17 protein-coding genes are annotated in these 23,512 nt (G+C 41.3%); 10 read left to right on the forward strand and 7 right to left on the reverse strand.

Going from position 1 to position 23,512, the window contains the following annotated elements; all coding sequences use genetic code 11:
* Positions 1-228: 228 nt before the first annotated feature.
* Both MR764_RS17810 and MR764_RS17815 read left to right on the forward strand, forming a co-directional pair.
* On the forward strand, positions 229-1,929 hold the full coding sequence (locus MR764_RS17810; RefSeq protein ID WP_247980806.1) for a P-loop NTPase fold protein: 1,701 nt from the start codon (positions 229-231) through the stop codon (positions 1,927-1,929).
* Positions 1,919-2,779, forward strand: a complete 861-nt coding sequence (locus MR764_RS17815; RefSeq protein ID WP_247980807.1) for a hypothetical protein — start codon at positions 1,919-1,921, stop codon at positions 2,777-2,779. The genes MR764_RS17810 and MR764_RS17815 overlap by 11 nt, the downstream gene beginning before the upstream one ends.
* Before the next feature lie 61 nt (positions 2,780-2,840).
* Here MR764_RS17815 and MR764_RS17820 read toward each other — a convergent pair whose 3' ends face one another.
* From MR764_RS17820 to MR764_RS17835, 4 genes are all read right to left on the reverse strand, one after another.
* Positions 2,841-4,046 carry a uracil-xanthine permease family protein gene (locus tag MR764_RS17820; RefSeq protein ID WP_247980808.1) on the reverse strand — a complete coding sequence of 402 codons (1,206 nt, stop codon included), beginning with the start codon at positions 4,044-4,046 and terminating at the stop codon, positions 2,841-2,843.
* 72 nt (positions 4,047-4,118) lie between these two features.
* The gene (locus MR764_RS17825; protein WP_247980809.1) at positions 4,119-4,913 is read right to left on the reverse strand and encodes a DUF1080 domain-containing protein; all 795 of its coding nucleotides are present in this window, start codon (positions 4,911-4,913) and stop codon (positions 4,119-4,121) included.
* 90 nt (positions 4,914-5,003) lie between these two features.
* Complete coding sequence (locus MR764_RS17830; RefSeq protein ID WP_247980810.1) at positions 5,004-5,258, reverse strand: DNA-binding protein; 255 nt, start codon at positions 5,256-5,258, stop codon at positions 5,004-5,006.
* Between the two features lie 258 nt (positions 5,259-5,516).
* Complete coding sequence (locus MR764_RS17835) at positions 5,517-8,459, reverse strand: glycoside hydrolase family 3 N-terminal domain-containing protein (protein WP_247980811.1); 2,943 nt, start codon at positions 8,457-8,459, stop codon at positions 5,517-5,519.
* A 160-nt stretch (positions 8,460-8,619) separates the two neighbouring features.
* Between MR764_RS17835 and MR764_RS17840 the strand changes: the two genes are divergently transcribed.
* The 3 genes from MR764_RS17840 to MR764_RS17850 all read left to right on the forward strand — a co-directional run bounded on the left by MR764_RS17840 (position 8,620) and on the right by MR764_RS17850 (position 12,586).
* Positions 8,620-9,789, forward strand: a complete 1,170-nt coding sequence (locus MR764_RS17840; RefSeq protein WP_247980812.1) for a DUF1343 domain-containing protein — start codon at positions 8,620-8,622, stop codon at positions 9,787-9,789.
* Between the two features lie 336 nt (positions 9,790-10,125).
* Positions 10,126-11,577, forward strand: a complete 1,452-nt coding sequence (locus tag MR764_RS17845; RefSeq protein ID WP_247980813.1) for a hypothetical protein — start codon at positions 10,126-10,128, stop codon at positions 11,575-11,577.
* Positions 11,567-12,586 (forward strand): endonuclease/exonuclease/phosphatase family protein, encoded by a 1,020-nt coding sequence (locus MR764_RS17850; RefSeq protein WP_247980814.1) that lies wholly within the window; start codon positions 11,567-11,569, stop codon positions 12,584-12,586. The genes MR764_RS17845 and MR764_RS17850 overlap by 11 nt, the downstream gene beginning before the upstream one ends.
* On the opposite strand, the gene MR764_RS17855 is transcribed toward MR764_RS17850, so the two are convergent.
* Positions 12,583-13,989 (reverse strand): HD domain-containing protein, encoded by a 1,407-nt coding sequence (locus MR764_RS17855; RefSeq protein ID WP_247980815.1) that lies wholly within the window; start codon positions 13,987-13,989, stop codon positions 12,583-12,585. The genes MR764_RS17850 and MR764_RS17855 overlap by 4 nt on opposite strands.
* Before the next feature lie 266 nt (positions 13,990-14,255).
* Here MR764_RS17855 and trxA point away from each other — a divergent pair, with 266 nt between their 5' ends.
* Entirely contained in the window at positions 14,256-14,627 is a 372-nt protein-coding gene (gene trxA / locus MR764_RS17860) for a thioredoxin (RefSeq protein WP_247980816.1), read from the forward strand.
* On the opposite strand, the gene murF is transcribed toward trxA, so the two are convergent.
* Together murF and MR764_RS17870 are read right to left on the reverse strand one after the other, a co-directional pair.
* Positions 14,620-15,918 (reverse strand): UDP-N-acetylmuramoyl-tripeptide--D-alanyl-D-alanine ligase, encoded by a 1,299-nt coding sequence (murF, locus tag MR764_RS17865; protein WP_247980817.1) that lies wholly within the window; start codon positions 15,916-15,918, stop codon positions 14,620-14,622. The two genes, trxA and murF, sit on opposite strands and share 8 nt — an antisense overlap.
* 81 nt (positions 15,919-15,999) lie before the next feature.
* Complete coding sequence (locus MR764_RS17870; protein ID WP_247980818.1) at positions 16,000-17,445, reverse strand: SUMF1/EgtB/PvdO family nonheme iron enzyme; 1,446 nt, start codon at positions 17,443-17,445, stop codon at positions 16,000-16,002.
* A 218-nt stretch (positions 17,446-17,663) separates the two neighbouring features.
* Here MR764_RS17870 and porU point away from each other — a divergent pair, with 218 nt between their 5' ends.
* The 4 genes from porU to MR764_RS17890 all read left to right on the forward strand — a co-directional run bounded on the left by porU (position 17,664) and on the right by MR764_RS17890 (position 23,510).
* Positions 17,664-21,401 carry a type IX secretion system sortase PorU gene (porU, locus tag MR764_RS17875; protein ID WP_247980819.1) on the forward strand — a complete coding sequence of 1,246 codons (3,738 nt, stop codon included), beginning with the start codon at positions 17,664-17,666 and terminating at the stop codon, positions 21,399-21,401.
* Positions 21,402-21,508: 107 nt separating this feature from the next.
* Positions 21,509-22,669 carry a type IX secretion system outer membrane channel protein PorV gene (porV, locus tag MR764_RS17880; protein ID WP_247980820.1) on the forward strand — a complete coding sequence of 387 codons (1,161 nt, stop codon included), beginning with the start codon at positions 21,509-21,511 and terminating at the stop codon, positions 22,667-22,669.
* Positions 22,669-23,148 carry a 2-C-methyl-D-erythritol 2,4-cyclodiphosphate synthase gene (gene ispF / locus MR764_RS17885; RefSeq protein WP_247980821.1) on the forward strand — a complete coding sequence of 160 codons (480 nt, stop codon included), beginning with the start codon at positions 22,669-22,671 and terminating at the stop codon, positions 23,146-23,148. The genes porV and ispF overlap by 1 nt, the downstream gene beginning before the upstream one ends.
* Positions 23,145-23,510, forward strand: a complete 366-nt coding sequence (locus tag MR764_RS17890) for a CoA-binding protein (protein WP_247980822.1) — start codon at positions 23,145-23,147, stop codon at positions 23,508-23,510. The genes ispF and MR764_RS17890 overlap by 4 nt, the downstream gene beginning before the upstream one ends.
* Positions 23,511-23,512: the final 2 nt, after the last annotated feature.

The following is a 23,512-nucleotide window of genomic DNA, read 5'->3' on the forward strand; positions in this document are numbered from 1 at the left end:
AATTGCTTGTTTGCATGCAAAAATCCGTATTTTCAATTCAAATCGTCACGCTATCAAAAATCGCTACAAGTACGACTAACAAAGAATTTCAAAGAACGTCTATTAATTTTTAATACCCACTAGTGAGATAGTATATAAACTGATATTCATGAAAATCAATAAGATAGTTTTTTAACTTAATTGTATTTTTATTATTTTTATTGAATTCTTTCAGAAACCTAACTATTTATGAATGAGACTAATTTACCTCCAGAAAAAGAAAAATCAAAAATTGATTTTTGGAAACGATTAATTCTAACTATTTCAGTATTTAATGCATGTCTCATTATAGGACATCTTCTATTCGAAATTTTATTTTCGAAAAACTCATCCGTTTTAGCAACTATAGTTGATTACAACTATCATTCAAGAGAAGTTTGGATAATATCATTTAACATATTTGTATTGCTTTATTTAGTATTTAAATCGATAGAGAAAAATACATTTCCCAATAGAAGTAAGTTTTTAACTGATTTAACTGTCGTTCTATTTGTAATATGGTATTGCTTTAAACGCGGAGGAACACATGAAATTAATGGAGTAAGTTTTTGTCTTGATTCATATTCCTTTGTTAATATCAAATATCTCGACTTTTTGATATTACTTGGAATATTTAGCATAATACGACTGTCGTCAGATTTTATTTCTAAGTCAAAAAAAATAGAACATAAGTCAGTCTGGATGAATGATAAGCCATTGGCAAATATTGAGTTTGAGGATTTCGGACGTAAAGAGTTGGTAAATAAAGTTGTAGGCGAAATTAATTCATTTTCAGACCAAGAAAGTTCATTCACGATTGGAATTGTCGGTCCATGGGGTTCTGGAAAAACTTCTTTCATAAAAATATTGCAGGATAAAGTAAACACTGATCAAAACATTATTATTGATTTTAATCCATGGCAGTATCCTGAAGAGACGAATTTGACTCTTGTATTTTTAAAGGAAATAGAAAAGCATTTATGTCGTTACTCTTTTTCTACCAATAGAATCAATGACTATTTAAATCAACTTTTTAAGGGAAATATAAATTGGTGGGGAACCTTAACGAACTTATTTATTAAGGAGAAAAATATTCGAGATGTACAAGAAAGTATAAAAGAGTCTATACTAGAGGCAAGGAAGAAACTCATTGTTTTTATTGATGACATCGATAGGTTGCAAGCAAATGAAATTTACGAGGTTCTGACTATAATTCGCAATATTGGGAATTTACCTAACACTATTTTTGTGTTAGGATATGACAAAGATTATTTATTAGATATACTTGAAGATAAGATTAAACATCCTCAACGTTATTTATCTAAATTCTTTCAAGTTGAGTTTTCGCTTAGTAAAATAGCAGATCTAAAAGTAAGAGAGGAATTGACCAGCAAATTGGAGATATCTTTTCCCGAATTTCAAAAGGATTATGTTGCTAGTTCTAATGAAGAAGAGTTTGAGTCGGCTGATGCCCTCCTGCAGAGTATTGAAATTGTAAAACTTCTGAAAAATAAGCGAGATGTAATTAAATTAATGAATGTGATTAATACTACTTGGCCAATTTTAAGAGAAGCATTAGTTTTAAGAATATATTTACAGTTAGAAATATTACGCCTAAAGTACGGAAATATTTATTCGAAGTTGAAATTTAGAGATAAGGACTTTTTATTTGAAAATGAAAGTGCAAAATTGTATGTTTTTAATACTAATGTAGATTTGGATATAATAATTAAGAATTCCAATGACAGAGATATCATCAGATCAACATTAGAATCGATGTTTCCAAATAATGGGAGGGAGAGAAATTTAAAGTCAATTCGGCGCGTTGAAAAATTTGACTCTTATTTTCAAAACCAATTGACAACATCTGCATATGAAGAATTAGAGGCATTGAGAGGAAATGAAGAATAATCTTTCGTTTAAAAATAAGGTGAATGATTTGTGGAATACAAATCCTGAGACAAGGGATGACACAATTGGATATTTATTGAGTATAGATAAGTTTCAATCATTCCAAGACTGGAAGAAAATAATTGAAGTCTATTTTGAAATTGATCAATATTTTGTTGAAAAACATTCAGATAAGATTATTGATCTTATCCATAAAGGTCAAGATGAATTTTCTACTGAAAAAGTTTCGGGATTCTTAGTTGAGTATTTAAAAGAAGACTCGAAGATTGAATTTAATTATTCAAATCTTCTTTACTTACTAAATCAAGAACATAAGAATGCGAATAGAGAATCTCGTAAGACTTTTACAAAGAATGAGTTGGAGGAAATTTGCAAAAGGAGACTTGAGCGATTTATCAGCAGTCCTATAAAGGACATTGAAAAAGCATTTAACATATTGTATTCGTGCTGGGATTTTGTTGATGACAAAAATATTGTTCATTTAACATCTTCCTCTCTTGCGCTAATGAGAAGTTATATTGAGGAATTACCGGAACAATATTTGAATTTTATTATTAGACATCAGTTTTATCCTATCAATCCAGACATCTCAGGAGGGAGATATATTTTTGTTCTTGAGCCTTTTACTAAACAGATATTTAAAGGATGGGAGAATTATGAACTCTTTTTAAAGGAATTGAAAGAGAATTCAACTGTAAATAGAAATACTATTGAATGTAATCAGAAATTCTATGATTTATTTAAGACTAACAAATATGAAAGTGTTCCAATTCATAAAGATGATCTAAAATTGTTCAGGCATTGTTCTAAACAAATTGAAGATATATTAAAAGAATCACAAATTAATTAATAAAAAAACCGTTCTCTTTTTGAAAAGAACGGTTTTTTGGGAAGAGAATAAAGTATCGTGTTTATTTTTCTTCGTTTGCTGTTTTAGGCAATAACAGGTTCAGGATGATTCCAACTGTAGCAGCCAAGCCAATTCCAGCCAGTGAAAAATGTCCGTAAGAAATGATTGCGCCACCTATCCCAACAGTAAGAACTACCGAAACAATAACCTGGTTGCGGGTTTCTCCCATGTCAGCTTTTGAGTCAACCAGTGTTTTGATGCCGATGGAAGCGATCATTCCGAATAATAAGAGCATGATTCCTCCCAAAATAGCCTGTGGTATGGTCTCGAGGAAGCCGCTTACTTTTCCGACGAGTGAAAAAACGATGGCGGTAATGGCCGCAATTCTTAATACAAATGGATTGGTTACTTTGGTAAGGGTAATTGCGCCGGTTACTTCGGAGTAAGTGGTGTTGGGCACACCTCCGAAACAACCTGCAATACCGGTTGCAATACCGTCGCCCAGCAAAGTTCGGTGCAAGCCGGGTTTTTCAATAAAATTCTTATTGCAAACACCACCAATGGCGTACATGTCGCCCACGTGCTCAATGATCGGTGCAATGGCTACCGGTATCATATAAAGTATTGCGTGCCAACTGAATTTTGGAGCAGTAAATTCGGGCAACGAAATCCAGGCAGCCTCTTTTATGGCAGTATAATCTACTTTTCCCCAAATGAGCGCAACAATATAACCCACTGCAATTCCGATAAAAATAGGTATCAACTTGATCATCTTTTTCCCGAAAATTACGACAGTGATAGCGGTGGCCAGTGAAATGATGGCCAGCACCCAATCGGTTTTTGCCATATCAACGGCAGCCGAAGCGAGAGACAATCCGATGATCATAATTACGGGGCCAACTACAACTGCAGGAAACAATCGCTCTACAAATTGCAATCCGCGCATTTTGACCAAAGCAGAAACAACAGCGTAAACAATTCCCACTGCAATAATCCCCGATAATGTTCCGGGCCATCCATACAATTTGGTGGCTTCAATAATAGGTGCGATGAAAGCAAAACTACTACCCAGGAAAACGGGTACCTGACCCTTGGTAATAAAGTGAAAAATCATCGTACCGATACCGGCCGTGAATAGTGCTACTGCCGGATCGATTCCCACCAATAAAGGAACCAAAACGGTAGCGCCAAATGCAACAAACAGGAACTGCACCCCCAGAACCGTGTTTTTTAAGGTTAGTTGCTCACGAAAAGTTTTTTCAGTCATACTTCTTCTTTTAAACGTGGTTTTTTATAAAAAAGACCCGTTTCCAATAGAAACGAGTCTTTCAATTATTAATTAATTCAAAATTTCGGAAGGAATTTCTTTAATGGGCGTTATTCGAACCGACTTAATAAAGAGTTCAGCGCCCTCGGACTGTAACTGAATTTTACCCGAAGTCAACGGTTTTATGACCCCGTCTTCGAAAATGCCGGTGTTTGTGTTTACCATTACCGTTTTGCCGTTGACAACATGAACACAGGTTCTGCCAACCGTATAAAGTTCTACTGTATTCCATTCGCCTAGCGGATTCTCCGCATCAAGGGCTTTTTTGATTCCGGGGCCTTCAAAATCTTTTCCGAATTGTTTCAGTTGCCCTCCCTTGGAATAGCTAAAGCTTTCTTCTGATTCTGTTACTTCGGTTTCGCAAACCGTGTTGTTCATCAGGTAAGTGTCACCCAGTTTTTCATGCATTAACTGGCATTCAATGTTGGTCATCCAGGTGCCCAGTGCAGCGCCAAATTCACCAAACCCGTGGTACAGGAGTCCACTGTTACGCTGTGTGTAAACTTTTTCGCCCCATTTGAAAACCAATTCCAGGTGATAATTGGTGAATGTGTCAACCGTTGCGAGCGAACCGTTCACTTCTCCTGAAATGTATATCAGTTTTTCGCCGTTTTCTTCCACTACCTGAAATACTTTATCGGAAGTAGCATTGGCATGCAAATCGTCAAAGCCGGCAAGCGCGGTTCCGATGAAGGTGTCCCAGCCATCGAGGTTTTCACCGTTAAATAAAGGTTGCCAGGGTTTGGCACAACCCGACAGCAGAGCAACGAAACTACTCAGTAAAAGGAAGCGGGAAAAAGAATTCATGATTTTCGGTTAAGTTTAACGTTATGTAAAAAAAACTGTCCCATAAATATAGGACAGTTTCTTAAATATCGTAATCTTTTTTTTGATTTGTTAAACAGCTTCTGCTGCAATTAATTGTTTTGCTCTGTCTAGCATCGAAGTGTCATCCAGCAATACTATTCCACCGTTTGGTCCCGGCTCCATATGGATTCCTACTGCTTTGCCGTTTTCGTAATTGGCTCCTCCAAAATAATTTCTGACGGTTTCTTCTGATACTGCAAACTCTTTTGCCATTTGTCTGATTGATCCGTCAGGTAAGCTGTCTTTGATTTTTCGCAGCTCGTTAAATGTTATCTTTTTTTCCATATCGCTGAGATATTATTGATTAATTATAATGGTTATTAGAACGAATTTTTCACATACCTGTAAATTTAAAATTAAAAAATTAATAATAAAAGATTAAAGCAGCAGCAAGGCAGAGCAGATCATTAAAGTATTAAAATTATGTGAAAAACAATTTGCTTTTTGAAGTGTAACGAGCAGTAGGTTAGAGAGATGTGTTTTTAAGGGTATGTTGTATAACAGGGTTTAAGAAGGGAGTTATTAACAATTTTTAAAGGTCTGTCATTGTTGCAGAATACTGTTGTAAATCGCCTGGTGGATTTCAGTACGGATGTTGAGTTGGTAGAGACGGTTGTTTTCGCGTGTTGGATAAACCCGGTTTGACATGAATATAAACAGAATTCCGTTTTTGGGATCTGCCCATGCAAAAGTGCCGGTAAATCCTCCGTGCCCATAGCTGCTTTGGTCAGCCGAAACAGCCGGGAAGGCATCCAGCAGGTCTTTTTTGTAGTTGTTGATCAGGGGTTTGTCGAATCCGAGCCCTCTTCTGTTTCTGCTTTCAGGAAATTGAATCCTTGTAAATTCATTTACTGTTTCTTCTGTAATATAACGGCGACCTCCAAAATAACCTTTCTGAAGATACATTTGGAAAAGCTTCGCCAGGTCGTTTGCAGTGCCAAACAAACCTGCATTTCCCGAAATGCCGTTCATCATTGCAGCCCCTTCGTCATGCGCAAATCCACATATTTTTTCTTTTCGGAAAAGGTCATCGTTTTCTGTCGGAACAATCTGCTGCATTGGAAAATGTTCGTAGGCGTTGTAAGTAATCGTATAAGCTCCCAACGGCTTGTAAAAGGTATTTTTGATATAATTTTCGTAGGATTGGCCTGTCAGTTTTTCTATGATAGAAGGAAAAATAAAAAAGCTAAGTCCTGAGTAGGTGTATTGCTTTCGCGGGAGTAATTTGGAATTGCGGATAGTGTCCATCATTTGTGTGAGGTAGTTCGGGTTCATGTAAAGCTTTTCCGAAACACGAACGGTGAATTCGTCAGATGGCTCGTGACGAAACACGTTTGCATCCAGGTTACCCTCCTTGTCAACGGTATTCATCCAGAAGGAAATGTACGGTGCCAGTCGTGCCTGGTGTGCCAGAATATCTCTGATGATTAGGTTTTCCTTGTTCGAACCGATAAAGTCGGGCCAGTATTTGCTAAACTTATCGTCTAAGTTGAATTTTTTATCGTCCACAAGTTTCATCAGTGCCGGGAGTGGCCCGGTAACCTTGGTGAGTGAAGCCCAGTCGTAAACATTGTTTTTTTCTACCGGTAGCTCATTATCGTAGGTCAGGAAGCCAAAGCATTTGTGGTAGATCACATTTCCATCTTTTGCAACGAGTACCTGGCATCCGGGATAGGCTTTCTCGTCTACACCCATTTGCGCAATGGTATCGATCAGGGCCAGCTTCTCTGCGCTCATTCCCACTTCTTCGGGTATGGTGTACGAAAATGTTTGATTGCCCTTAAGCGAAATTCCGTCGTTCACCTGGAAGCGTTGATCTACCGAAACCGGTAGCTTGCCATTTGCGCCATAAGCTCCAAACACCAGTTGAGCTGATAGTTCCCGCGCAAGATCGGTGCCCTGGTAGGCCAGTATCAATCCTTTTGTGTGGTGAATATTGGAAAAATGCTTTAGTGCGTAGGCGTTTCCAAAAAACACAATCACCGATCTTTTATCTGCAACCAGATCCTCAGTTGCTTTTTGCTGAATGGCGCTTACTCCATAATTTTCTGCCGGATATTTATGAATTCCTTCGATGGCAGTGATTACCAGGCTGTAGTTGGAAAGTTTATTTCGAAGTTGCAGCCATTCTTTTTCGCTTGCATTTTTGGGAAGCACAAAATGATCGATTTGTGTGTAGTTATCGAGCATTGTTTGAAAGGCGGTTTTTGAACTGCTACCCAGGCTGACAGAAGCTATCTTTTCGTTTTCCAGGTTTTGAACGGGAAGAATTTTCTGGTTGGCTAAAACGGTTAGTGATGCTTTGATCAGTTTTCGCTGAGTTACTCCAAATTTAGGGGCATTTAGTTTTCTTGTCAGGTCTTTAAGTTCTGCCGGTTGGTATTTCTGTAACCCTGCCCATCTCTTTATGGCCAGAATGGTGCGGCATTTTTCTTCGATGGCTGCTTCCGTTATTTCTTTTTTTGAAATCGCCTCTTTTACTGCTGAAATTGCTGTTTCAAGATCGGGAACAAATTCCACCATATCGTTACCCGCTATCAAAGCTTCCACTTCGGCGCGGCCCGGTTCTGCCCGAACTCCTTTCATGCCGATAGCGTCGGTAACAATGAATCCGCGGTAACCCATTTCATTTTTTAAGTAGTCGGTAACTACCTTTTTTGACAGCGACGATGTTTTTCCCGATGGATCGAGTGCCGGAACAGAAAGATGGGCGGTCATTATTCCGCTGATCCCTTTTTTTGAAAGATACCGGAAAGAATAGGATTCGATGGAATCGAGCCTTGCTTTTGAATGCGGAACAAGTGGGAGTGTGACATGCGAATCGGTTTGGGTATCACCGTGCCCGGGAAAGTGTTTGGCTACCGGAATCACGCCTGCATCCTGCATTCCCTTCGAAACCATCCAGGCTTTTTCGGCCACATTTTGTTTGTTTTCTCCAAACGACCTAAAGTTGATCACCGGGTTCGAAGGATTGGTGTTGATATCGGCAACGGGTCCAAAATTCATCTGGATACCGAGCAGTTTGAGTTGTTCGCCAAACTCGCGCCCCATCTGGTAAATGAGAGAAGTATCCTGAATGGCCCCCAAACTTTGTGCATAAGGATATTGAACGGTGCTGTCGATTCGCATCGCCGGCCCCCATTCTCCGTCAACAGCTATCAATAGCGGAGTTTCGGAAACTGCCTGAAACTGGTTGATCCATGAAGCTGTTTTAACAGGTGTTCCCTGCATTACCAAAACACCACCGGGTTTATAGGTGCGTATCTTGTCGATCACGGCTGCTTTGCTCGCTTCGTTCTGCTTGGGGTAAGCCGTAATCATCATTGTTTGAGCGATTTTCTCATCAAGACTTAGCCGGCTCATCTGTTCATTCACCCACGGATCGTTTTTGAAAACAGAGAAAGGTGGATCGCTGGCATAAATGCCGGAAGCCAGGAAATTACATAGTAATAACAGCAGAAAGTATTTCTTAGGCGTTGGTTTCATGTAAAAAAGTTTTCTTTTAATCTCATTCGTTGAAACCCGCCCGATCACTTATTGTTTAACTTCTTCCTTATTTAAGGCGGGTTTAATTTTCAAAAGAATGAGAGCTTCGAAAATATTATAAAACTATCTTCGTAACAACAAATGTAAAATATTAATAGCGATGTTTCGAATAAATATAAGCCTGATTTTTGTACTTCTTTTTTCACTTTGTTCTGCATCGGGAGCCGAAAAGATTGAAGTAGGAGCCAATCAGCCGGAAAGTTATCTGGCGACGATGAGCGGGAAGTCGATAGGCTTGGTAGTTAATCACACATCGCGTACGGAAGACGCTCACCTAGTTGATTTTCTTTTAGATAAAAAGGTGCATGTCACCAAAATTTTTGCACCGGAACATGGTTTTCGAGGCGATGTGTCGGCTGGAGGGAAAATTGAAGATGGTGTGGATGTCAAAACCGGCATTCCGGTTCTTTCGTTGTACGGAGAGAACAAAAAACCTACCGCAGATCACATGGAGGGACTGGATTTGATGGTGTTCGATATTCAGGATGTTGGATGCAGGTTTTATACTTATATTTCTACTTTACACCTGGTGATGGAAGCCTGTGCGGAACACAACGTGCCGCTGCTTATTTTGGATCGCCCCAATCCAAACGGTGACTATGTGGCCGGTCCGATTCGTAAAGCTGGATTCGAGTCTTTTGTGGGTATGGATCCGATTCCGCTTGTACACGGCTGTACGGTGGGGGAGTTGGCTCAAATGATCAATGGAGAAGGTTGGCTGGAAAACGGTCAGAAATGCAAGTTGACGGTGATTCCTGTAAAAAATTATAATCACTCGGTGTTTTATTCGCTTCCGGTTGCTCCGTCTCCCAATTTGCCGAACGATCTTTCGGTGCGTTTATATCCATCGCTGTGTTTTTTTGAAGCAACCAGCGTAAGCGTCGGACGCGGAACTGATTTTCCGTTTCAGGTATTGGGCGGATTAGAAGCCGGTTTGGGAGATTTTAAGTTCATTCCGCGCAGTATTCCCGGAGTTGCCATAAATCCGCTAAATAAGGACAAACATTGTTACGGAGTTGATTTGCGCCAGCTGGAAAACGTGCCTGAATTCACGCTGAAGTTTTTTCTGGATTTTTATAAACAATACGAAAACAAAGCCGAGTTTTTAACCAATGAACGTTGGTTTAATCTTTTAGCCGGAACCGATACTTTGATTGAACAGATCAGAAAGGGGATGACCGAGGAGGAAATTGTAAAGAGTTGGCAGCCCGAGTTGACCGAGTATAAAAACATGCGGGCTAAATACCTGTTGTATCCCGATTTTGAATAAGAGAGCCGTTCGGCAGTCTGTATTTAGGGTAATTTTTATTGCAGATTTATTACTTATGAAGAAGTAGTAAAACAAGAAAAATCGGACATCAAAAATGAAGGAGCTGGTTGATATTTTTTTCTTGATATTTTGGAAGAAACAAGTCTGATTTATGTTCCTCTGAAATGAAATTAATTCAGATGGGAGGAACATAAGTAATCGATTCATTATTAAATCATAATAAATGATGAATTTAGGCTAAGTGATTGGCGATAAATGTTAAAAATTGTAAATTGAATTTATATATTTGCATACTATCTGTTTGTTTTAGACCGTTATTAGATAAAGAAAACTAAGTTGGCCAAGAATCTATTCTACATTTTTGCAGTAGTGACGCTACTGTTTACCCTGTTTTCCTGTGAAGATGAGGGATACATGTCGTCGCCCGATGCCGAGCTTCAGTTTTCAGCAGACACCATCACTTTCGATACAATTTTCACAACAATAGGTTCAACAACACAGCGTTTTACGGTTCGAAATCCGTACAATGAACCGGTGCTGATTTCAAGTATCAGAATGGCTGGCGGTTCAGTGTCGAATTTTAGATTGAACGTCAATGGAGAGGTCGGAAACGAAGTGTACGATGTGGAGGTTCCCGGTCACGACAGTATCTATATTTTTGTGGAGGTCACCATCGATCCCAACGGTCAAAATCTACCGATGGTTGTTCAGGATTCTATTCTTTTTTCTACAAATACGAATTTGCAGGATGTAAAACTGATTGCTTACGGGCAGGATTTTGTCCTGGTGAAAGCCGAAACAATAGAGACAACAACGTGGACTGCCGATAAGCCTTATTTGGTCTACGATTATGCTTATGTCGACAGTTTGTCTACCCTCACAATTAAACCGGGTACACGGATTCATTTTCACAAAGGTGCCGGATTATACGTAAGGGGAACCATCGTCGCAAATGGAACTTCTGATCAGCCTATTCAGTTCTTGTCCGACCGCCTGGAAGATTCCTACAAAAACGTTCCGGATCAATGGAGTAGTATTTTGTTATTCTCGGGAAGCCACAACAACGTGTTTAATTTTGTTACGATCAAAAATGCCAACATTGGTTTGCAGGTAGGAACGATCGAGCATGACGGTTATGCATCTGTTTCGCTGACAAATTCGAGAATTGAGAACATGGCATACGCAGGTTTGTTTGCGATAAAATCGAAGGTGTTTGCCTACAACGATGTAATTGCCAATTGCGGATATTATGCCGCGGCTTTGCTGGTTGGAGGCGAGTACGAATTTTATCATACCACTATTGCCAATTACTGGGGTAATTTAGGAAACAAGGTGCGGTCAACTGCTGCGCTTGTTATGTCGAACGTATTAATCGTGGAAGGGGCAGATGGAAGTTCAGTTTCCTATAACGGAGATCTTACGAAGGCCATGTTTGGCAACAGTATTATTTACGGTAATATTCAAAAGGAGATAGAATTGGGAGACAATGAGGAAAACGCCTTTGAATACTACTTTGATCACTGCATTCTGCAGGTGCCGGATACAGTAAATACAAGCAATAAAAATCATTACAATTCGGTATGGAAGGGTTCAGATTACGATCCGTTGTTTGTGGATCCGTATAATGGTCTCGATTATCAATTGGATACTTTGTCGGCGGCAATTGATGCCGGCAGTACAGAATATTCGAAACTATTTCCGTTAGACCTCTTGAACAAAAGCCGAACTTCGGATGGAGGACCCGACCTGGGAGCATATGAGCGCTATTCCAAGTCCAATGAAGATTAGTTTATTTATCCTGTTTATTTTCTTTAATATTTTCAGAACCTCTGCGCAAGATTCGAAACAGTTTGCTGTTGTTTTTTATAATGCAGAAAACTTGTTCGACTGGAAAAATGATTCATTAACAAACGACGATGAATTTACACCCGAGGGTGAACGTCACTGGACGTATAGTCGATTCCGGAAAAAAATACAAAATACCTCAAAGGTATTGTTAGCGGCAGGGCAGTGGAGCGCTCCGTCGATAATTGGTTTGTGTGAGGTTGAAAATCGTTTTGTATTGGATCAGCTTTTGACGAACACTGCTTTGACGTCAATTCCGTATAAGGCGATCCATAAGGAATCGCCTGATCCCCGGGGAATTGATGTTACTCTTCTTTATAATCCTGCCGATTTTTATCCGCTCGGGTACAACTACTATCCGTTGATCAACAAGGATGGTTTAGTGCAAAAAACGCGCGAAATTCTGTATGTGTCCGGAATTCTGGGTGGAACTGATACCCTTCATATTTTTGTCAACCACTGGCCGTCAAGATACGGAGGTTTGATGGAAACAAGGAACAGCAGAAAACTGGCAGCTGAAACCTTAAAAACAGAGGCATTAAAAATATTGGAAAGCAACCCGTTTGCGAAAATCGTAATCGTAGGCGATTTTAACGATCAGCCCAACGATGAAAGTTTGCATTATTTTGGTGCGCAGAATTTAGAAGGAGAGCCGGTAAACAACCTTTTTTACAACCTTTCATCTTCCTGGATGAGTCACGATTCCGGAACACTGAAATATCAATCGCAATGGTTTGTTTTCGATCAGATCGTGGTTTCAGGCGCCTTGCTTCATTCGAAAGAAGGTCTTGTCACCGGTCCTGAAAATGCATCAATTGTTAAGCTTTCGTTTCTACTGGAAGATGACGAACGCTATGGTGGACAAAAGCCCTTTCGCACTTACAATGGTTTTCACTATTCAGGAGGATTTGGCGATCACCTGCCTGTTCGTTTAGTCATCACCGCAAACTAGTTTGCCAACCTAAGCCCCAGTTCTTCTGCCTTTTTTAGCATGAAAGCGTAAGCTTCTTCATAGTCGTTATGAATCTCACCGTCCAGAATAGCATCTTTAATGGCATCTTTTATTAAACCAACTTCGCGGCATGGAGAGAGGTTAAAGGTTTTCATAATGAGTTCGCCGTCGACCGGAGGTTGGAAATTCCGAATCGCATCTTTTTCTTCAATTTCCTTTAGCTTCTCACGAACCAGTTGGAAATTTTTCATGTAACGCTTCACCTTGTCTGTGTTCTTCGAAGTAATGTCAGCTTCGCAGAGTGTCATTAGATCGTCGATATCATCTCCTGCTTCAAAAAGGAGGCGTCGCACGGCTGAATCGGTTACGATGTCTTCAGAAAGCACAATGGGGCGCATGTGAAGCTGTACCATTTTTTGCACATATTTCATTTTTTCATTCAGGGGCAATTTCATGCGTCTGAATATTTTGGGGATCATTTTCACTCCCACAAAATTATGCGCGTGAAAAGTCCAGCCCTGACCATCGATAAACTTTTTTGTGGCCGGCTTTGCTATATCGTGAAGAAGCGCCGACCAGCGCAGCCAAAGATTATCCGTATTCGGAACAATGCGATCCAGTACTTCCAGTGTATGGTAAAAATTATCTTTGTGCCCGATTCCTTTCACGATTTCAACTCCCTTCATCGCCTGAAGTTCAGGGAAAATGATTTGCAATAGTCCGGTTTCTTCCAGCAGCTTAAATCCCATGGACGGTTTATTGGCCATCATGATTTTGTTCAGCTCGTCGATGATTCGCTCGCCGGAGACAATTTTAATGCGTTCCTTGTTTCGGGCAATCGCTTTGAGCGTTTCTTCTTCGATCTCGAAATTGAGTTGGGTGGCAAAGCGAATGGCTCGCATAATGCGAAGCGGATCATCTGAAAAGGTGATATCCGGATCAAGCGGCGTTTTTATAGTTTTGTTTTTTAGATCTTCCAAGCCGTTAAACGGATCCAGTAGCTCCCCAAAATTTTGTTTGTTCAGGCTAAGTGCAAGCGCATTTATCGTAAAATCACGGCGGTTCTGGTCGTCTTCAAGCGTTCCGTCTTCCACGATCGGTTTGCGGGAGTTTCGCTGGTAGGATTCTTTTCGGGCTCCTACAAACTCAATTTCCATGTCTTTAAATTTTAACATGGCCGTACCAAAGTTTTTGAAAACATTCACCTTGGGGCTGGGCTTGAGTTGTTGCGAAACGCGGGTGGCCAGATCAATACCACTTCCAATTGTTACAATATCGATGTCCTTGGAGGGGCGTTTTAAATAAATATCGCGTACAAAGCCACCAATAACATAGGTGTCAACCTGCATCTGATCGGCAACTTCCGATATCGTTTGAAATATTTTGTGTTTCAATTCGTTCATTTATATATATTTTCAGTGAATGCATGTTTCGCGAACATGAATCCAAAGTGGGTGAGGAGTGTCTTTTGCTCCTGTTTATTCGGCTTAATCAACTGACAAAAAGGATAGAATGTTCAGTGATTCTGCCATTTCTGAAAAATTCGTGACAAAATTACAAGAAAATACTTGAAATTAAGCGGTATATTGTGATTTGAAAAGATGGTATTATATTTGAATGAAAGCATATAGATATGTAGATATAAATAAAGACTAAAAGCAATTATATCATGTTAGAACATTTAACAAAAGAAACCTTCAAGGAAAAGGTCTTTAATTTTGAAGTAAATAAAGAGTGGAAATACGAGGGGTCAAAACCTTGTTTAATTGATTTCTATGCCGATTGGTGTGGCCCGTGTAAAATGGTGGCACCGGTATTGGAAGAACTGCAAAGCGAGTATGGAGACAGTATCGTAATCTATAAAGTGAATACTGAAGAACAACAGGAACTGGCAGGTATGTTTGGAATTCAGAGTATTCCATCACTGTTGTTTGTTCCTCAGGACGGCCAGCCCCAGATGGCCATGGGAGCATTACCAAAACAAACATTTGAACGTGCAATTTCCGATGTACTAAAGGTTGAAAAACCTCAGGCTAATTAAGATAATCAAGCACTTTTTCAAGCTTTATACCACGGGAACCTTTTATTAAAACGTTCCCGTTTTTTATGGGTTTCTGTTGAAGAAACAGGCAAAGATCTTCTACTTTTTCATAAGATGAGAACGAGAATTTCTCATTGGCCTTTGCAAATTCTTTTCCTACCAGGAAAACATTTTGAAACCCCTTCTCTTTGATGGTATGTAAAATGGACCGGTGTTCGTCAAACGAATATTCGCCCAGCTCCAACATGTCGCCTAAAATAAGATATGCGAAATCCGATTTTTGTGCAGCAAAACTTTCCAGCGATGCTTTCATGCTGGTTGGATTCGCATTGTAGGCATCCATGATAATTTTTAGGTCGCCTTTTACAATCAATTGAGAACGGTTGTTTCGCGGTTCGTAGTTTTTGATGGCACGTTGTATTTTGAGAGGATCAATTTCGAAATGATTGCCGATACATGCAGCTGCCAAAACATTTTCAAAGTTAAAATCACCAATAAGTTTGGTATTCAGGTACAGAACTCCTTTTGGGAAGTTTACTTTCAGATGTACAAACGGAGGCGAATGAAGCAATTCTCCTTTAAATCCGTCATCATCAGTGCCATAGGAGATTTTGTTTTGAATCTGCTCTCCAAGTTTTTCCAGGTAAGTATTATTTCTATTGTAAAAAATGATGCCGTTCTTTTTTCCGATGCATTCGTACAGTTCACCTTTGGTTTTTATAACTCCTTCAAACGAGCCAAAACCTTCCAAATGCGCTTTGCCCACATTCGTAATAATTCCGAAGTCGGGATCGGCGATTTGGCATAGCTGAGCGATTTCTCCCGGATGATTGGCGCCCATCTCTACCACACCGAATTCGGTTTTATCGTTCATTTTTAACAGGGTGAGCGGTACGCCAATGTGGTTGTTTAGGTTTCCCTGGGTAAAAGAGACCTTATATTTTTCAGACAGGACGGCTGCGATCAACTCCTTCGTAGTGGTTTTTCCGTTGGTGCCTGTAATTCCCAGGATCGGTATTCCTAGTTTCCGGCGATGCAAGAGCGCCAGGTTCTGAAGGGTTGTAAGTACATCATCCACTAGAATAGTGCGCTCAGATGTCGCAAATTCCTCCTCATCAACAATGGAGTATAAAGCTCCGCTTTTTAACGCATCCTCTGCATATCGGTTTCCATTGAAGTTTTCACCTTTCAAGGCAAAAAAGAGGCATCCTTTTTCAATTTGACGGCTATCGGTTGATACGTTTTGCCGGGCTTCGAGAAAGCACTTATATATGTTTTCTAATGTGGTCATGCTCAAAAATACTACAAAAACGACATAAAAAAAGCTTCAGGTTATATGAAGCTTTTCTGAATATAATTTATTCATTTTCTATTAAAATCCTTCAGGGCTTCCAACCCGGGTCATGGCACAACGGAATCCCAAATCGTTTTTAGCGTGCTGCTGATCGAGATATCGACGGGTGCCCGGTACAAGCCAGTATGGACGGTCTTTCCATGAACCACCTTTGTATACCCTGACCTGATCGGTAATTAAAGAAGTAAAATATCCCGGGCGATTATCCTGAATATACATGCCTTCTGTTCCTTTGTCTTCTTCAGCATTCCAGTTGTCACCTTCGATAACCTGAGAATTTAAATTTCCGTCGGCAAAGTTTCTGTAGTCCATTCCTGGAATTGTGTCTTTGATCAATTCTCCGTACTGATCACGCATCAGCTGGCCGCTGCCGTCTCTGCGGTACTCGGTAATTACGTTTCCTCTAAAAGGATTGAATTCTTCCATGTCCTGCATTGACTGGGTACGGTAAACATCAGCTACCCATTCGTTTACGTTACCCGACATACAGTACAAACCGTAATCGTTGGGCTCGTACGACATAACAGGTGAAGCGATGTCGGCATTATCGTTGAGCGCTCCTGCCATACCCATCATGTCACCACGTCCACGAACAAAGTTGGCACGCATTCTACCTTTATCTCTTTTATGATCATCGCGAAGATATGCTCCGTTCCAAGGATAGAGTTTACGGTCGGTGAGTAATTCCCCATCGGTGTTGCCAATCAAACCGTAAGCAGCATATTCCCATTCGGCTTCGGTGGGTAACCTGTAATTGGGGAGCATTATTCCATCTTCCCATTGTACCCGACGCGGGCTGCCGTCTCCGTTTTCAATTGGCTTATTTCCGGCTGTTCCGTCATATAAACCGTTAAGGTAGGTTTTTGAAGTGTAAACATTTTGTCCGCTTTGAGTCGCGTCATGTGTAATTATTCCTTTGTCGACCAGAATTTGCTCGTTTACCCTGTCTGTACGCCATTCGCAATAGGCTTCTGCCTGTTCCCAGGTAACACCCACAACCGGATACTCGGCATATGCGGGGTGGCGATAGTAGTTATTTACGTATGGTTCGTTATAGGCCAATTCGCTTCTCCAAACAGTAGAGTCGGGAGTAATTGACTTTAAACGTTGTGTATCTCCCGGATAAACTCTCGCGGTCCAGTGTGTAAACTCACGGTATGCCTGGTTGGATACTTCGGTTTCGTCCATGTAAAACGATGCCACAGTAACCCTTCTGGGGAAGTTGTCATTCCGGTACATCACATCTTGTTCAACACGTCCCATGGTAAAAGTACCACCTTGTACAAAACGAAGGCCGGGGCCGGCTTCCTGTTCGTATCCTGACACATTGGGAATGTTGCCGGTTTCAGGATCATTGTATTTCCAGCCAGTAGTACGCGACGATTTACCGCCTCCTTTTCCGAACAAACCACAGCTCGAAACAAGTGCGGCAAGCATCAAAATGAATAATGGTTTCAGTTTCATTAAACGCATTTTTGTACTTAAAAAATTCAACTTGACAACAAATATAACTGATTTATTCAATTCTTATTGTCCGCCGATTTTAATATTTTCAGGAACTTTTCAAGGATGTTGATATCTTTGAGGTCCTGAGCTAACGGATATCTGTGTGTAATACAGCACCTGAAAACTGCAATATTTGTCATACGTTATCGTTCAGAGATTGTAATCGAATCGTATTTATGAAAAGATATTTACTTCTGTTATGTGTCGTTTTAGTCGGTTTTACCATCGACGATACGCAGAATGATCAAATAATACTGAACTGGTCTAATCCGCTCGGTATACTTAGTGGTGGTGAGGCGCATACCGAAATCCTGGAAAATTCAGGGTTCCCCGAAAATACCAGTGAGCTGCCCCTTTTTACCCGAATTTATGATCTTCAGTCCTCAGGTACATCATATAAAGTTTTTATTGAAAATGCAGAGTATGAAAGTATGGAATGGGAGCTTTCGCCAGACCTGTTAAATGCTATTCCATCCGGCATCCAAATTAACAGCCAACTGTTGAAATCAGGGGATTCGTTGAAAAATGAGATCCGGATTGTTCCCTTGAAAAATGAAAACGGGAAAATCTGGCGCTTAAAATCCTTTCAGTTAAAAAGATATCCGGTTGAACAATTGAAAAGTACTAATCCGGGACACGAATGGAAGTCAGGATCGGCTCTCAGTTCAGGGAAATGGGTAAAAATAGCGACCTCCGGGAAAGGGATATACAAAATTCCGTATTCAAAGCTAAAGTCGTGGGGATTTGAGCAACCCGAGAAGGTTGGTGTATTCGGCAGCGGGGCTTTACCTCTTTCTGAAGATCCCGGGAAAATCGATTACGACGATATCGTTCAATGTGCAGTGTGGAGAAATGCAAACGGCGGTGAAGATTGTCTCTTTTTTTATTCGCCGGGCATCACAAAATGGACATTGGGTAGCGACGGAAATTTTTCGCATTATACCAATGATTACTCCCGGAAAGGCTATTTCTTCCTAACTGATAATGAAGTCGACCCCAAAACGGTAGAGACACTGTCGGAGATTACCGCTGTTGCGGATCAGACTGTAAATTCTTTTAGCGCTTACGCGGTGTTGGAGAGCGATTTGTATAATTTGCTGCCGCTCGGTTCAGGAAAACAGTGGTTTGGGCAGAAGTTTAGTGCGGGAACCACGCGTAATTTTACCTTCGAGGTAGCGGATCTGGACGAAAGTGCTGAACCTAATTTGTTAGCTACGGTGGCAGCAAGAAGTTATAGTGGCTCTTCGATGAGTGTTTCTGTGAATACAACAGCGCTTGGGACCCTTGGTTTTAGCCAGGTAAATACCGATGACAATACCGGTTTGTATGCAGATTTGAGGACCCGCCGGTTTTCATTTCCGGCAACCGGAAATCAATACGACGTAGCGCTGAGTTATAACGCTTCCAATGGAACTGCCACCGCCTGGATCGATTATTTGGAATTGAACTACCGGCAAAGATTAAAATTTAGAGGTATTCCTCTTTTTTTTAGGGACGTACCGTCGCTAGGAGCAGGGAAAATCGTTGAATTTAAGGTGGAAGAAGCAGGAAGCACCACCCGGTTGTTCGATGTTACGGATATAAATAATGTAAAAGAAGTTCCGGTTGAATTGAATGGAACAATGCTATCGGCGAAACGACCGGCTGATGAGCTTTATGAATATATGGTATTCAAAACCGACGGTACGTTTAATGAACCTGAGCTGGTTGGTGAAGTTGAAAATCAAAACCTGCATGCCCTGGCCACTACTGAATATTTAATTATTACTCACTCAAATTTTAGGAGTGCGGCTGAAGAATTGGCGGCTTTTCACCGCGAAAACGATGGAATGACCGTTGATATGGTGGATGTCGATAAGGTTTACAACGAATTTAGTTCGGGAAGTAAAGACGCTTCCGGTATCCGGAACTTTATTAAAATGATGTACGACCGGGGCAATACCCTGAAATATGTTTTACTGGTTGGAGATGGCAGTTACGATAACAAAAACATCAATTCAGGAAATAAAAATTTTATCCCTACCTATCAGTCCACAAATTCGTTAAATCCAACGGCATCGTTTGTGACCGACGACTATTTTGTGATGCTCGATGCCGGAGAAAGTGTATATAGCGGCGCCATTGACCTGGGAATCGGACGACTTCCGGTTTCTACTGCCTACGAAGCGCAATCGGTGGTCGACAAAATAAAACGTTACCATGAGCCGGCAGCGCTGGGAAGCTGGAGGAATGTTGTTACGTTTATTGGCGATGATGAAGACTCCGGTTTGCACATGCGGCAGGCCGAAGAGTTGGCAGACTCATTAAATAAAAACAACAATGCGTTTTATGCCGACAAAATTTACTTCGATGCCTATGTTCAGGAAGTATCGCCTTCGGGTGACAGTTATCCCGGGGTAAACGCTGCGATCAACGAACGCGTAAAAGACGGCGTTCTTATCCTGAATTATACCGGTCATGCCAACGAGCGGTATTTGGCGCACGAACGGGTACTGGATATCAGCGATATTAACGCCTGGTCAAATACCAGCCGGATGCCGATTTTTGTAACTGCGACCTGCGAATTCAGCCGATTTGATGGAGACGAAACTTCGGCAGGAGAGTACATCTTATTAAATCCCAATGGCGGCGGTATTGGACTGTTTTCCACTACCCGTCTTGTTTTTGCTTCCGCCAATTTTAAGTTGAGCAAAAGTTTCTACAGCTATATTTTCAAAAACGATGAGAATGGCAATCACTATCGCATGGGCGATGTGATGCGTTTGGCGAAAATCAACATTGGAACATCGACCAATAAACGCAATTTTACTCTACTGGCCGACCCGGCGTTAAAACTCTCCTTTCCAAAATATAAAGTGGTTACCAGCAAAATAAATCAGCAGGATGCAAACGGCGAAAAAGAAACAATCGGCGCCTTGCAAAAAGTTACGATTGAAGGATATGTGGCCGATGCTTTTGGGAACAAAGTCGACAACTTTAACGGAACGCTTGTTCCAACAGTTTACGACAAGGAAGTGCTTATGGAAACGCTTGGCAACGGGGGCGAAACGCCCGTGAAATTCAAAGTACGGGAGAACATTATTTACAAAGGAGAGTCGAGTGTTCAGAACGGTTCGTTCACTTTCAGTTTTGTGGTTCCCAAAGATATCTCGTATAGTCTGGGAGAAGGAAAGATTATGTACTACGCCGATAACGGATTGGAAGATGCCCACGGTGCATTCGAAAACTTCAATATCGGTGGTGCCGGATCGGAGGTCTCGGATGATCAGGGACCTGAAATTGATTTGTATCTTGATTCGCCGGATTTTCGGTCGGGCGATAAAACCGGTAAAAATCCAACACTTCTGGCCTATTTGTCGGATGATAACGGTATTAATACGGTGGGGACTGGGATTGGACACGATATTACTGCCGTGCTTGACAACGATTATTCCAATGTGTATGTTTTGAATGCTTATTACGAAGCGAATTCAGATGATTACACCAGCGGTACCCTGACTTTCCCTTTCTCAAACTTATCGGTTGGGAAACATACCTTGCGGCTGAAAGTGTGGGATGTTGCCAATAATTCTTCCGAAAAGGAAATCGAATTTGAAGTGTCCAGTGAACTGGAGATCACCGATATCAGCAATTACCCCAATCCGGTTTCTGATTACACGTTTTTTGTGTTGAGGCACAACCAGGCAGGCGCAGCACTCGACATTATATTTGATATTTACGACAGAAACGGACGGTCGGTAGATCGTTTTCAAACCACTGTCGGATCAAACGGAAATACCACCAATCCTATTCGTTGGGACATCGCAGAATCGAAGATTGCCGTCGCGCCGGGTGTTTATGTATATCGGGCGATCGTTCAAAATTCGGAGGGAGTGATTTCTTCAAGGTCAGGGAAAATGGTCGTTGTCCGATAATTTTTTTTTCCTGATGAAATTTTTAACGAAAAGTTCCGTTCACTTATGTATGAAGAATGGTTGCAAAGACAAATATTTTATCTTTGCACGCTCAATTTTAGCAAATTATGAAGTTATCTCGCTTATTGATTATTCTGTTACTGATAGTTAGCGCGGTTGAGAACAGCACCGCACAGACTGTAACCGGGGCAAATACGATTACTACAGCAGTCCCGTTTCTAGGTATCACACCCGATTCCCGTGCCGGTGGTATGGGTGACGTCGGAGTTGGTACTTCTGCTGATATATTTTCGCAACACTGGAACCCGGCAAAATACGTATTCATGGAAAGCGACATGGGAGTTGGTCTTTCCTACTCGCCGTGGCTTCGTAATTTGGTGAACGACATTAACCTGGCCTATTTGTCGGGGTATAAAAAGCTCGACGAGGTTCAGTCGCTGAGTGCATCGTTGCGCTACTTTGCGCTGGGAGATATTATTACCGCAAATGATCAGGGCGAACAAGGCCTTCAAATCTCTCCGAACGAATTTGCCATCGACTTTGCTTATTCCAGACTGCTTTCTGAAACATGGTCGGCTGCAGTAGCCCTTCGTTATATTCGTTCCGACCTTACCGGAGGACAGCTGGTTCAGGACGTAGCGACTCAGGCCGGAACATCTTATGCGGCTGACGTGGCTTTTTATTATTACAATGAATTCAGACAAAGCCGGAGGGATAATTCATTCTCAGCCGGTATCAATATCCAGAATATTGGTTCCAAAATTTCATATACCGAAGGCGAGGTAAAAGATTTTATACCAACTACCTTAAAGCTGGGAGCCTCTTACACCATGGAACTGGATGACTATAATAGCTTCTCTTTCTCGGCCGAAGCCAATAAATTGCTGGTGCCAACACCTGCCGATTCAATATACAGCGACGGTGCTGTAATTTCGGGAGGTATCGGTTCGGATATTGGCGTGATTGAAGGGATTTTCAAATCGTTTAATGATGCTCCGGGCGGAATGAAGGAAGAGTTTAAGGAAATTACCTGGGCAGTTGGTGTGGAATACTGGTACAACAAGCAGTTTGCACTTCGAGCCGGTTATTTCTATGAAAATGAATTCAAAGGAAATCGAAAATTCATGACTGCCGGTGCCGGTTTAAAGATGAACGTTTTTGCGCTCGATTTTTCCTACTTGCTGCCGACACAACGAAATCACCCACTTGAAAACACGCTTCGGTTCTCCCTGTCGTTCGATATCGACGCGTTTAGTAATCAGCGATAATGAGTTTTAGAGTTGGTATAGGATACGATGTACACCGTCTGGCCGAAGGGGAAAGTCTCTGGTTGGGCGGTATTTTAATTCCGCATCATAAAGGAACGGTAGCACATTCCGATGGCGATGTAGTGATTCACGCGGTTTGCGATGCCATGCTGGGCGCTCTTAAACTGCGCGATATTGGTACGCATTTCCCCGATAATGCAGCCGAGTTCAAGAACATCGACAGCAAAATTCTGCTGGCACGTTCTTATGAATTGGTAAAGGAAAAAGGATATTCAATCGTAAATATTGATTCCTCGATTAGTGCACAACAGCCCAAATTAAAGCCTTACATTCCGCAAATGGAACAAACCATGGCCGATGTGCTGGGGATAGATGTGGATTGTGTGTCGGTGAAAGCGACGACCACCGAAACCCTCGGTTTTGAAGGACGGGAAGAAGGGATATCTGTAACTACCGTGGTACTATTGCAAAAAATATGAGCACTTCCAAAAAGACCCTAATTATTGGAGCCTCAGAAAACCCGGAACGTTATTCCAACCGGGCCATTCATAGTTTGCGCAGTCACAACCACGAAGTGGTAGCACTGGCCAAACGCGAAGGACAGGTGGCTGATGTGAAAATCGACACTGACTTTCCTGAAGAACCGGTTCACACGGTTTCGATGTATGTGGGGCCGCAAAGGCAAGCCGAATATTATTCGAAAGTTCTTGAACTGAAACCACAGCGGGTCATTTTTAACCCGGGAACCGAGAATCAGGAGTTCGAGAGTCTTTTGGAAGAGAATGACATTGAAGCAGTGGAAGCCTGTACCCTGGTCATGTTGAGTATCGGAAATTACTGATC

The organism is Maribellus sp. YY47, from assembly GCF_023111095.1.
Classification (GTDB): Bacteria; Bacteroidota; Bacteroidia; order Bacteroidales; family Prolixibacteraceae; genus Draconibacterium.

What these genes read in the sequence shown, in the direction of transcription:
- MR764_RS17870 (WP_247980818.1), bottom strand. Translation starts at nt 17,445, where the DNA reads ATGAAACTGAAACCATTATTCATTTTGATGCTTGCCGCACTTGTTTCG.
- MR764_RS17840 (WP_247980812.1), top strand. Translation starts at nt 8,620, where the DNA reads ATGTTTCGAATAAATATAAGCCTGATTTTTGTACTTCTTTTTTCACTT.
- ispF (WP_247980821.1), top strand. Translation starts at nt 22,669, where the DNA reads ATGAGTTTTAGAGTTGGTATAGGATACGATGTACACCGTCTGGCCGAA.
- MR764_RS17850 (WP_247980814.1), top strand. Translation starts at nt 11,567, where the DNA reads ATGAAGATTAGTTTATTTATCCTGTTTATTTTCTTTAATATTTTCAGA.
- murF (WP_247980817.1), bottom strand. Translation starts at nt 15,918, where the DNA reads ATGACCACATTAGAAAACATATATAAGTGCTTTCTCGAAGCCCGGCAA.
- MR764_RS17815 (WP_247980807.1), top strand. Translation starts at nt 1,919, where the DNA reads ATGAAGAATAATCTTTCGTTTAAAAATAAGGTGAATGATTTGTGGAAT.
- MR764_RS17810 (WP_247980806.1), top strand. Translation starts at nt 229, where the DNA reads ATGAATGAGACTAATTTACCTCCAGAAAAAGAAAAATCAAAAATTGAT.
- MR764_RS17820 (WP_247980808.1), bottom strand. Translation starts at nt 4,046, where the DNA reads ATGACTGAAAAAACTTTTCGTGAGCAACTAACCTTAAAAAACACGGTT.
- trxA (WP_247980816.1), top strand. Translation starts at nt 14,256, where the DNA reads ATGTTAGAACATTTAACAAAAGAAACCTTCAAGGAAAAGGTCTTTAAT.
- MR764_RS17890 (WP_247980822.1), top strand. Translation starts at nt 23,145, where the DNA reads ATGAGCACTTCCAAAAAGACCCTAATTATTGGAGCCTCAGAAAACCCG.
- MR764_RS17830 (WP_247980810.1), bottom strand. Translation starts at nt 5,258, where the DNA reads ATGGAAAAAAAGATAACATTTAACGAGCTGCGAAAAATCAAAGACAGC.
- MR764_RS17835 (WP_247980811.1), bottom strand. Translation starts at nt 8,459, where the DNA reads ATGAAACCAACGCCTAAGAAATACTTTCTGCTGTTATTACTATGTAAT.
- MR764_RS17855 (WP_247980815.1), bottom strand. Translation starts at nt 13,989, where the DNA reads ATGAACGAATTGAAACACAAAATATTTCAAACGATATCGGAAGTTGCC.
- MR764_RS17825 (WP_247980809.1), bottom strand. Translation starts at nt 4,913, where the DNA reads ATGAATTCTTTTTCCCGCTTCCTTTTACTGAGTAGTTTCGTTGCTCTG.
- porU (WP_247980819.1), top strand. Translation starts at nt 17,664, where the DNA reads ATGAAAAGATATTTACTTCTGTTATGTGTCGTTTTAGTCGGTTTTACC.
- porV (WP_247980820.1), top strand. Translation starts at nt 21,509, where the DNA reads ATGAAGTTATCTCGCTTATTGATTATTCTGTTACTGATAGTTAGCGCG.